The sequence below is a fragment of the Alkalibacterium psychrotolerans genome (assembly GCF_054784355.1).
Genome location: NZ_BAAGPH010000138.1, coordinates 18,923 through 29,117, shown reverse-complemented (window position 1 = coordinate 29,117; position 10,195 = coordinate 18,923). Strand labels below are relative to the sequence as shown.

11 protein-coding genes are annotated in these 10,195 nt (G+C 42.3%); 2 read left to right on the top strand and 9 right to left on the bottom strand.

The features are described 5' to 3' along the window. Positions 1 to 148 precede the first annotated feature (148 nt). Together ACYVLS_RS11370 and ACYVLS_RS11365 are read left to right on the top strand one after the other, a co-directional pair. Positions 149 to 1,054, top strand: a complete 906-nt coding sequence (locus ACYVLS_RS11370) for a glycerophosphodiester phosphodiesterase (protein ID WP_460324613.1) — start codon at positions 149 to 151, stop codon at positions 1,052 to 1,054. 25 nt (positions 1,055 to 1,079) lie between these two features. Next, positions 1,080 to 2,645 (top strand): bifunctional metallophosphatase/5'-nucleotidase, encoded by a 1,566-nt coding sequence (locus tag ACYVLS_RS11365; protein WP_460324611.1) that lies wholly within the window; start codon positions 1,080 to 1,082, stop codon positions 2,643 to 2,645. Between the two features lie 151 nt (positions 2,646 to 2,796). Here ACYVLS_RS11365 and ACYVLS_RS11360 read toward each other — a convergent pair whose 3' ends face one another. From ACYVLS_RS11360 to hisG, 9 genes are all read right to left on the bottom strand, one after another. After that, the gene (locus ACYVLS_RS11360) at positions 2,797 to 3,696 is read right to left on the bottom strand and encodes a cation diffusion facilitator family transporter (RefSeq protein ID WP_460324609.1); all 900 of its coding nucleotides are present in this window, start codon (positions 3,694 to 3,696) and stop codon (positions 2,797 to 2,799) included. 356 nt (positions 3,697 to 4,052) lie between these two features. Beyond that, positions 4,053 to 4,694 carry a bifunctional phosphoribosyl-AMP cyclohydrolase/phosphoribosyl-ATP diphosphatase HisIE gene (gene hisIE / locus ACYVLS_RS11355; RefSeq protein ID WP_460324607.1) on the bottom strand — a complete coding sequence of 214 codons (642 nt, stop codon included), beginning with the start codon at positions 4,692 to 4,694 and terminating at the stop codon, positions 4,053 to 4,055. Beyond that, positions 4,687 to 5,451, bottom strand: a complete 765-nt coding sequence (hisF, locus tag ACYVLS_RS11350) for an imidazole glycerol phosphate synthase subunit HisF (RefSeq protein WP_460324605.1) — start codon at positions 5,449 to 5,451, stop codon at positions 4,687 to 4,689. The genes hisIE and hisF overlap by 8 nt, the downstream gene beginning before the upstream one ends. Then, entirely contained in the window at positions 5,452 to 6,156 is a 705-nt protein-coding gene (hisA, locus tag ACYVLS_RS11345; protein ID WP_460324603.1) for a 1-(5-phosphoribosyl)-5-((5-phosphoribosylamino)methylideneamino)imidazole-4-carboxamide isomerase, read from the bottom strand. Continuing rightward, positions 6,153 to 6,731 carry an imidazole glycerol phosphate synthase subunit HisH gene (gene hisH, locus ACYVLS_RS11340; RefSeq protein WP_460324601.1) on the bottom strand — a complete coding sequence of 193 codons (579 nt, stop codon included), beginning with the start codon at positions 6,729 to 6,731 and terminating at the stop codon, positions 6,153 to 6,155. The genes hisA and hisH overlap by 4 nt, the downstream gene beginning before the upstream one ends. After that, a complete protein-coding gene (gene hisB, locus ACYVLS_RS11335; RefSeq protein WP_460324599.1) occupies positions 6,728 to 7,309 on the bottom strand; it encodes an imidazoleglycerol-phosphate dehydratase HisB in 582 nt (193 codons plus the stop codon). Before hisB ends, hisH begins: the two co-directional genes overlap by 4 nt. After that, positions 7,306 to 8,304 carry a pyridoxal phosphate-dependent aminotransferase gene (locus ACYVLS_RS11330; RefSeq protein ID WP_460324597.1) on the bottom strand — a complete coding sequence of 333 codons (999 nt, stop codon included), beginning with the start codon at positions 8,302 to 8,304 and terminating at the stop codon, positions 7,306 to 7,308. Before ACYVLS_RS11330 ends, hisB begins: the two co-directional genes overlap by 4 nt. Beyond that, a complete protein-coding gene (hisD, locus tag ACYVLS_RS11325) occupies positions 8,301 to 9,551 on the bottom strand; it encodes a histidinol dehydrogenase (protein ID WP_460324595.1) in 1,251 nt (416 codons plus the stop codon). Before hisD ends, ACYVLS_RS11330 begins: the two co-directional genes overlap by 4 nt. Then, complete coding sequence (hisG, locus tag ACYVLS_RS11320; RefSeq protein ID WP_460324593.1) at positions 9,551 to 10,159, bottom strand: ATP phosphoribosyltransferase; 609 nt, start codon at positions 10,157 to 10,159, stop codon at positions 9,551 to 9,553. Before hisG ends, hisD begins: the two co-directional genes overlap by 1 nt. Positions 10,160 to 10,195: the final 36 nt, after the last annotated feature.

Genomic DNA, 10,195 nt, shown 5'->3' with positions numbered 1-10,195 from the left:
TTTGTTTTAGTGAACTTCATTTTATCAGATTAAGGGGGGAAGAGGTGCCTTTTTGCACTTTTATTGACAGAGCAACGTTAGTTGCTTTAAAACATGTTAAAAATATAAAAAAATTGGTAACTACTATAATAGAAGGAGAGGTTTACATATGAAATTCCTACTAAAACTTACTGGCGGCGTACTGGGCCTCCTGTTTTTTGTGTGGCTGCTGCTGTTTATTAATCCTTTTGCATCTGAACGTGAATCGGCTTTTGTTCAAAGTAGTGACGAAACTCTTGTAATTGCGCATAGAGGTGGGTTGATTCATGCTCCTGAAAATACATTGGAAGCGTTCAGTCACGCTGAGTCTATAGGGGTGGATATCCTGGAGTACGACGTGTTTATTACAGCTGACGGAGAACTGGTCGTCATTCATGATGACACCGTGGACAGGACAACAGATGGATCTGGTCGGGTAAATGACCTGACACTGGCTGAAATACAGGAGCTGGATGCCGGCTACCACTTTGAGAATGAAGAAGGGGAAGCGGTCTATAGAGAAAGTGGTGTTAAAATCCCTTCAGTGGAGGAAGTTTTTCAGGAGTTTGGACACATGCGTCAGCTGATTGAATTAAAGGCGACCAACGATCCAGATCGTTATGAAGATATGATTCAGGAAATGTGGCGCTTGATAGAAGAATACGACGTACATGACACTGTATTAATCGCCAGTTTTGACCATGACATTAACTTGCGCTTTGATGAAGTGTCTGGTGGCACAGTGGCTATCGGGGCAGGCGAACAGGAGACAAGGGATTTTGTGATAAGAAAAAAAGCTTTTGCAAATGCCCTTTATCGTCCCACGGCAAATGCGTTTCAGCTTCCAACTGAGCAGGAAGGCTTCAACCTGGCGGACTGGAAATTGATTCGCGGGGCAGAACAGCGGGGGATGGAAGTGTACTACTGGACAATTAACAATGAAGAAACTATGAGAGAACTGATAGATTTGGGTGCCCACGGTATAATGACAGATAATCCCGAACTGCTGATTGAGATACTCAGAGAAGACAACTAAAAGGAATGTATGGAAGGAATCGATTATGAAAACATTGACGATATTTGAAACAAGTGATGTGCACGGCTACTTGTTCCCTACAGACTACCAGACGCGTAAGCAGGAAGCGGCATTCGGCCTGTTTAAACTAGCCTCACTGCTGGAAAAGGAAAGAAAGCAGCTTGATGGTTCCTCATTAACTATTGAAAATGGGGATGTCATTCAGGGTTCGCCCTTTACGCATTATATAGTAAAGCAGAAAAAAGAGGCTACTGTCATAATGGATGCGTTAAACAGATGTCAGTTTGATGCAGGAGTGATTGGCAATCATGAGTTCAACTATGGTTTAGATTACTTAAATTCTGCAGTGAGAGCGGCAGAGTTTCCGATACTGAGCGCCAATATCCTAAACGGCCAGAATAAACCGGCGTTTGGTGAGGCCTATAAAATTTTTGAGCGAGACGGTTTGAAGATAGCGGTCTTAGGCTTAACGACTCCCTATATTCCAAACTGGGAACACCCTGAAAACTATGAAGGCTTATCCTTTAAGTCTGCAGTCGATAGTGCAAAGGAATATGTTCCTTATTTAAAGGAACAGGCTGATGTTGTCATTGTCAGTTATCATGGTGGGTTTGAGAAAGATTTAAAGACCGGAGAAGAAACAGAAATTCAGACAGGGGAGAATGAAGGGTATGCGCTGCTTCATGAAGTAGATGGAATCGATGTGCTGCTCTCAGGCCACCAGCACCGTGTTATTGCTGAAAAAGTCAACGGTACGGCTGTTGTTATGCCTGGAGATAAAGGAACATACTTAGGCAAAGTCACGCTTGAATTTGAGGAAGTAGATGGGGCTTATGTGCTTTCCAATACAGTTCCGGAAGTTCTTTCGACTGAAAACGTTCCGGTACAACAGGAATTAGTTGATGCTTTTTCATCAGTGAATGAAGAGGTGGAAAACTGGCTTGATCAGCCTATCGGAAAGGTTGAAGGGGATATGACTATCCAGGATGCGGAAGATGCCCGCCGGACAGAGCACCCTTATGTGGAATTTGTTCAGCGCGTACAAATGCATTATACTGAGTGTGATATATCGGGAACAGCGCTTTTCAATAATCAGGTTAATGGGTTTACCTCTGAAGTGACGATGCGGGACGTCGTACTGAATTACATTTATCCTAACACACTTGCTGTACTGAAAATCACCGGCCAGGACTTTAAGGCTGCACTAGAGCGCTCAGCATCCTACTTTGATTTAAATGATGAGGGACAAATTATTGTCAATCCTGCATTTATGGATCCGAAGCCGCAAATGTACAACTACGATATGTACGAAGGGGTTAATTACACGATTGATGTATCTCAACCTATAGGTAAGCGTATCACAGAACTGCTATACAAAGAAAAGCCCGTTGAAATGGACGATTCGCTGGAAGTGGTTATTAACCAATACCGAGCAGTTGGTGGAGGAGACTATCATATGTTTGATGCCTCCAAAATAATACGGGAAGTGACGATACCCATGAATGAACTGATTGGAGATTACTTCAGCAATTTTTCTCCAATTAAAGCATCGGTCAATCATAATTTCAAAGTTATCTCTAAAAAAACATAACTGAAAATATAAAACGTTATTTCTAAAAGAGGTATCAGTCTGGTATGTAAGCCAGTCTGATACCTCTTTAATAATTTGAATATAAGAAAATCTTCCAGTTCTTATTTAAACATAATGGTATAAATAAGATACAAGTAATAGCCTTAAGAGCTTACATCTGTTCTTTGTTGAATTGACTTTCGATGCTGTCTGGCTCGACGTGTACATCAGTGTGCATGACATCAAATTCTTCATAGAGCATTTTTTCTATGTGCTCTGTGACATCATGTCCTTCCTGAACAGTCAGGCTGCCGTCTACTAATATAGTCACGTCAACATAAGTATTGGCTCCATACATTCGGGCTTTAATTGACGCAACATCCTTAACTTGAGGAAGTTTGATTATTTCTTTTTTATATTCAGCCAGGTGTTTATCTTTAAAACCGTCAGATAAGGAAAAGACGCTCTCTTTGAAAACATCGATTCCCGTTTTGATAATAATCAGAGAAACAATAACAGCCATCACCCGGTCAAGCCAGATTAAACCAGAAGCGGATCCAATAATAGCTACTGCAGTTGCCAAACTGGTCAAACTGTCTGCCAGATTATTATTAGAGACTGCTCTCAGTCCAGCACTGTTGACTCGCTTGGCTAAAGATAAATTATAGCGATATAAAGCGAACAATATGATAGTACTGACTACTGAAACGATGGCAGCTAACTGATTTGGTGGGGTGATTTCACCAGTTATCATGCGTGTAATGCTGCTTTCCAGAACTTGAAAACCGACCAGCAGCATTATAAAGGAAGTGATGAGACTGGCAATGGGTTCTGCCTTCCAGTGTCCATAAGGGTGGTTATGATCTGCAGGCATCCGTGCAGTTTTCAGTCCTATCAGAACAGTAACTGATGAAATGACATCTGTTAAATTGTTAAAGCCATCCGCTAATAATGAGGAAGATCGAAATTCACTCCCTAAAATTACTTTGACTAGGGCAAGGACTATATAGATACTGATGCTTATTTTGGCTCCTCGTTCAGCTGATTTCACTCTGTCGATCTGATTAGGCATTCTGTTTTCCTCCGTTTTTCAGTCGTAACTTATTAATAGTATATAATGTAAATGGCTATTTCAATAAATGAAAAGACTAATTTAGTTATTCTTTACTTTTTAGGATGGGTATAAAATAGAATAACGGATTTCCAAAAGAATATTTGCTGAAAGGATTAAGGAACAGCATAAAAGTAGTGTAAGAGAAAAGCAGGCATAGTTAGCCTCAAAAGGGGATTATCTTGGACAGTTAATTGTATTAATAATAGTTATTGTGCAAAAAAAGCAGCATCAGGGAAGTCAGTGTGACAACCTTGAAGCTGCTTGAATATATCTTGGAATACGTCAGAAAGATGAGTAATTAGTGAGGCGTGGACTCACCAATCCTGTACTGTTTTACGTTCGCCCTTAAAATTGTTGTTCTTTTGATGACGAGCTGACAGTACATCTTCCACTTCGGAAATGGAGACACCCGAGTGGTACAGCAGAACACCTAGGTGATAAAGGACATCGGCGGCTTCATTTGTGATTTCTTCTTTGTCCTTGTTTTTGGCACCGATAACGACTTCAAAAGCTTCTTCACCAAACTTTTTGGCTATTTTGTCCATGCCTTCGTTCAGCAAGTAATTAGTGTAGGACTTTTCATCAGATGATGCAGCCCGGTTGCTGATGGTTGCTTCAATATCCTTTAAAGTAAATGAAGGGTTTAAGTTAAAGCAGCTTTCAGATCCGGTATGGCAGGTTGGTCCGGCAGGGTCTATGTGTATCAATAAAGCATCCTGATCACAGTCAAGATGCATATCTTTGACCACTTGTATGTTACCGCTGGATTCACCTTTTTTCCATAAGCGGTCTTTTGAGCGTGAGTAAAACCAGACGACTTCGTCTTTTTTGGTCAGCTCAAAGGCTTCCTCGTTCATATACCCCATCATTCGCACATCTTTATTAGCATAATGCTGGAGAATAACTGGAAGCAGGCCTTTTGAAAAATCAGGGTGAAGCGTATCGTAATTAGACATGGCGCATGCTGACTCCTTTCGATTCACACAATTCTTTTACTTCTTCTATAGTAACGTCTTCATCGTGAAAAATAGAAGCTGCAAGTCCTGCTGAAACATCCGTTTCAACAAATAAGTCAGCGAAGTGTTTAGCACTACCGGCGCCACCCGAAGCAATCACGGGTATGGAAACAGTGTGCTGGATAAGAGACAGCAGCTTATGGTCGAAGCCTTGCTGCATGCCGTCATAGTCCATGCTGGTAACCAGAAGTTCACCGGCGCCGCGTTCTTCTACTTCTTTGATCCAGTCCAAGGTCCTGACAGCTGTTTTCTTTTTCCCACCGTGCGTGTAGCAGTACCAGTCCTGTTCGCTTTCTTCCCATTTGGCATCAATAGCGACACAAATGCACTGGGCACCGAACTTTTCACTTGTCTCATTAATCAGACTCGGATTATTGAGAGCAGCTGAATTCAAGCTGACTTTATCTGCACCGGCATTCAGAACTGCAGAAATGTCCTCAACAGACTTCAGTCCGCCACCAATGGTCATGGGGATGAAAAGTTCTTTTGCTGTCTGGCGAATAACATCAATCATAAGAGCGTTCCCGGTTTCAGTAGCAGAAATATCAAGGAAGACCAGTTCATCTGCCCCGCGAGCATTATAGCGCTTGGCCAGATCAACGGGGTCACCGATATCGCGAAGGCCTTTAAACTGAATACCTTTAACGACGCGCCCTTCTTTTACATCCAGACAGGGAATAATTCTTTTCTTAATCATTTATTCGATTCCCTCCCAGAACTCTTCAGTATTTGCCGCTTTACCGACTATTGCGGCTTTCACACCGGCTTTTTCAAGCTGTTTCATATCTTCCAGACTGCGAATGCCACCTGAAGCCGTAACAGGGTGGGGGGTAGCTGAAACAAGTTCTTTTGTCAGCTGGAAATTGGGTCCAGCCATTTTGCCGTCCTTTGAAATATCGGTATAAATAATCCCACCCAAGGGCAAGTGAGCAGTATCTTCTGCTACTTCGAAGATGGATCGGTTGACGTCTTCAGTCCAGCCGTTAACGGCTATCTGATCCTTTTTAGCATCCAGACCCAGGTAGATTTTACCTGGAAAAAGAGAGGTCATGTCAGCTAGCCAGTCCAAATCCTTCAACCCACGGGTACCTACAATGACAAACTCGGCTCCGCTGTCTAAATAGTAGGCAATCGTTTCTTCAGAACGAATCCCGCCGCCAATTTCGACTGGTGAGTCACTTAACTGAATCAGTGTTTTTATGAATTCTTTTTCTGCAGGAGTTTGTTTGAGTGCACCCATCAAGTCAACGATATGGATGCGCTTGACAGCTTTAAATTTATTGTAAAATGCGATAGCTTCCTGTGGGGAGCGAGCCATTCTTTCCTCAGTGGCGTAGTCTCCCTCTGTCAGCCGAACGCTTTGGTTATCTATGAGATCAATTGCTGGCCATAATTCTATCATGTATTAAAACCGCCTTTTAGTGCCTGATTTAAAATATCAAGTCCCTTATCGCCACTTTTTTCGGGGTGAAACTGGATTCCAATCAATGAGTCTTTCTGCACAATAGCGACCACATCATCATCATAGGAGGCTGTAGCCACAACATTCTTATTGGTATGAACTTTAAAGGAATGAATAAAATAGACATCTTCCTGCAGAAGAGGGTCTACTGACTGCAGTCTATTCCATCCTAAGTGAGGAACAGGAAGGCTGCCGGTGATTTTTTTTACTTCACCGGGCAAAAAGCCTAATCCTTGAATGTTGCCTTCTTCACTGGAATCAAACATCAACTGCATGCCGAGACAAATTCCAATAAACGGTTTTTCTTCTTTCAGTCTGTTTAGTACGGGAATCAGGTCCAATTGATTCAAGCGGTTCATAGCATCTTTAAAATGACCGACGCCAGGCAAAATAATCTGATCAGCCTGCTCAAGTTCTTCGGTGTCATGTGTCAGCACAACGTCATAGCCGAGAAATTCCAGGGCGTTCGTCAAGTTGGCAATATTTCCTAATCCGTAATCGACAAGAGCAATCATTTTTCAATCACTCCTTTTGAAGAAGGGAGTCTCGAAATATCAGAAAGACTTGAAGCATGCCTGAGAGCCTGTGCAAATGATTTGAACAGGGACTCGATTTCGTGATGTGTATTTCCGCCTCTAATCAGGTCCATGTGAACCGTCAGTCGGGAATTGATAGTCAGAGCATAGAAAAACTCGTGGACGAGCTGAACATCAAAAGAACCAACCTGCTGGCTGGAGAAATCAGCTTCAAAGTGAAGGTAAGGGCGACCGCTGATATCAACTACAGTCCTGGATAAGGTCTCATCCATTGGGACATAAGCTGTACCGTAACGGTTAATGGCTTCTTTATCACTGAAGAGTTCCGCAATAGCCTGACCAAGCAGAATACCGACATCTTCAGTCGTGTGGTGATCGTCTACATCAGTATCCCCATCTACTGACAGGTCAATGACGAAATGACCATGAAACGCAAGTAAATCAATCATATGATTGAGAAAACCAACTCCTGTATCAATATGGGAATCACTCAATCCCTTAGATAGAGTCAATTTAATTGCAGTTTCTTTAGTCTGACGCTCTTTTTTAATCATCATTGTAAGTTTCTCCATTCCTTCAGTATTGTCTGCAGCTGATTCAGCTGTTCATCCTTGGCGATAGAATAACGAACCGTTTTCCTCAAAGCTTCATTATCTGATTCAGGGTACATACGCGGCAGAAAGCCATTTTTAACTACATATTCACCCAAATCAACTGCTTTTTCGCCATAGGTTAAAACAAAGTTAGTGGAGCTGTCAATAACACTTATGACATCACCTACTTCTTCCTTGAAAATACGCAGCAGTTTTCTGGACAGTGTTCTGTTCAATTCAATAAACTCTTCCAGACGTTCAGTCTGATTGAGCAGGTAGTTTGATACATTCAGTGAAAATGTATTCAAAGGGTAGGGATGAGCGATTGAGTTCAGCTTGTCTATAGTTGCTTGTGACGCAACTGCAACACCGACACGCAGACCAGCCAGGCCATAAACCTTGCTTAGCGTGCGGAAACGAACCACATGATCGCCTTCAGGATACTCCGTAGGTTCCTGATTAAATTCCCCGTATGCTTCATCAATAATCAGATAGCCGTTTACTTCTTTCATTAATTCTGCAGCTTTTTCAATAAAGTCAGCAGGGTGAAGAGTTCCAATTGGATTATTGGGCTGAGAGAAAATAAAGACGGATGGTCTAAGCTCCCGAATTGTGTTGTAGATTTCTTCATAGTCAAATGTCCAGTCTTCCCGACAGTTGATTTTAGTGAGTGGGCGATTAAATTGTTTGGCGTATACTTCGTACATGACAAAATCAGGTTCCAGTACAAGAACTGGACCATCAGCCAGCACAATCATCGATTTCTGTATCCATTCATCCGACCCGTTTGCAAAGGAAATCAAATCAGGATTCAGATTGTTGAAAGCAGCGTAGCTCTTTTGTAAATCCACATACTCGTCATCCGCATACTGGTTAAAATGAGTGTTAATTGCCAGTTGGGCAATTTCATCATCGGTTAACGCTCTGTAAGGACTTTCGTTCTTATCAATCCGTATCATCGTGTTGCCTCCAATCTGCTCGCCAGTGAATCAAAATGAGCAGTAAGTGTTTCCTCTGCTGCCATTCGCATGCCGCTTGGCGCAAGTTCAATAAATGTTTTTTTATCTAAAGCAATAATGGAATTGGTGCGCAGAAAATCGTTAACTGTCAGGCCATTGCTGAAGCGGGCCGTTCCTCCGGTAGGAAGAACATGACTCGGTCCGGCGACATAATCACCAATAGCTTCTGGAGAATAATCCCCAATAAACAGAGCACCGGCTGTGGTGATTTTTTCTATATAAGATTCAGCATTTTTCGTCTGGATAGAAACATGTTCACCGGCAATCAGATTGACGATTTCAATCGTTTCGTTTTCAGAAGCGGTCAATATGCTGTAGTGGTGAGAAGCCAGACTTTCTTCAATAATAGAGTAGCGGGGCTGTTTCCGGGCGAGCTCGTTCACATGGTTCTGAACGGCTTTGAGCTGTTCTTCATCTTCGCTTATCAGAAATGTGCGTGCTTCTACATCATGTTCCGCTTGAGCAAGGAGATCATAGGCGACCCATTTGGGGTTGCTCGTTTCATCAACGACCACCACAATTTCACTAGGGCCGGCTATTGAATCAATACCGACATCGCCATAAACAAGCTTTTTAGCTAAAGCGACATACTGGTTACCCGGTCCGACAATTTTATCGACTTTGGGAATTGTTTCCGTTCCATAAGCCAAAGCTGCCACGGCTTGCGCTCCGCCTACCTGAAAGACTTTATCTACTCCAGCTATATGACAGGCAGCCAGTAAAGCAGGGTGGACCCCATTTTCTTGAGGAGGAGTCGTCACGACAATTTCAGGAACGCCTGCGACTTTTGCCAGGACGGCAGTCATGAGGACGGTCGATAGCAAAGGAGCCGTTCCTCCTGGGACATAAACCCCCACTTTATTCAGTGGATGCACTTTCTGAAACAACTCATCGCCAGTACTGTCGGTCAGCTTGATTGATTCCTGGTAGTGTGCAATTGAGTCATGAGCTGTTTCCATTGCCTGTTTAAGCGCCGGTTCAAGGGAATCGTACGCACTAATCCATTCCTCTTTGGGGATTTCAAAATTATCAAGGGTAACAGAATCAAACTGTTTGCTGTAGTCTCGTAAAGCAGCATCCCCATTTTTTTGAACCGTCTGAATGATAGTTAGAACTTGGCTAGTTTTCTCCCAGTCAATCACATTAATGTCGTTAAACGTTTCTTTAAAAGTTTGAGTCGTATACATCACAGCACCTGCTTTTTAAATTGATTGATAATATCTTGAATCTCTTCATTTTTAGAGAAAAATGCATGTTTATTAGAAATAAGGCGTGCATTGATTTCATCAAGCTGGACTTGTTCTTCCAGACCATTCTCTCTCAAGGTTGTCCCGGTCTGGACAATATCCATAATAGCATCAGCCATATCGATTGTGGCAGCCAGTTCAACTGACCCCTTCAAGTAGATGATTTTTACAGGCTGCCTTATCGAATCAAAGTAATTCTGTGTGAACTGTACATATTTTGTAGCGACGACCGGATACACCTCTTTAGGTTCTTTAGCGGCCAAGGCAAAATGACAGTAGCCAAAAGGCAGATCCATCAAATTATTGATGTGTCTTTTCTGTTCATAAAGCACATCGCTGCCCGTAATACCCAGGTCTGCGACACCCTCTTCAACATAAACGGGAACATCTTCGCCTTTTACCAGTAAAAAACGAATCGTATCTGTTTCCACAACCAGTTCTCTTGAAACTGATTCAAGCGCATCACTTAAATGAGTTAAGTCTCTGCTCTTTAGAAAAGCTATAAAGTCTTTTAATTGTCGTCCTTTAGATAATGCCATAGTTATCATAAATGTTTCTCCTTATAAAAAAGTTTAGTAGCAGAT

Coding starts and splice junctions, on each gene's coding strand:
- ACYVLS_RS11370 (WP_460324613.1), top strand. CDS start 149: ATGAAATTCCTACTAAAACTTACTGGCGGCGTACTGGGCCTCCTGTTT.
- ACYVLS_RS11365 (WP_460324611.1), top strand. CDS start 1,080: ATGAAAACATTGACGATATTTGAAACAAGTGATGTGCACGGCTACTTG.
- ACYVLS_RS11360 (WP_460324609.1), bottom strand. CDS start 3,696: ATGCCTAATCAGATCGACAGAGTGAAATCAGCTGAACGAGGAGCCAAA.
- hisIE (WP_460324607.1), bottom strand. CDS start 4,694: ATGTCTAATTACGATACGCTTCACCCTGATTTTTCAAAAGGCCTGCTT.
- hisF (WP_460324605.1), bottom strand. CDS start 5,451: ATGATTAAGAAAAGAATTATTCCCTGTCTGGATGTAAAAGAAGGGCGC.
- hisA (WP_460324603.1), bottom strand. CDS start 6,156: ATGATAGAATTATGGCCAGCAATTGATCTCATAGATAACCAAAGCGTT.
- hisH (WP_460324601.1), bottom strand. CDS start 6,731: ATGATTGCTCTTGTCGATTACGGATTAGGAAATATTGCCAACTTGACG.
- hisB (WP_460324599.1), bottom strand. CDS start 7,309: ATGATGATTAAAAAAGAGCGTCAGACTAAAGAAACTGCAATTAAATTG.
- ACYVLS_RS11330 (WP_460324597.1), bottom strand. CDS start 8,304: ATGATACGGATTGATAAGAACGAAAGTCCTTACAGAGCGTTAACCGAT.
- hisD (WP_460324595.1), bottom strand. CDS start 9,551: ATGTATACGACTCAAACTTTTAAAGAAACGTTTAACGACATTAATGTG.
- hisG (WP_460324593.1), bottom strand. CDS start 10,159: ATGATAACTATGGCATTATCTAAAGGACGACAATTAAAAGACTTTATA.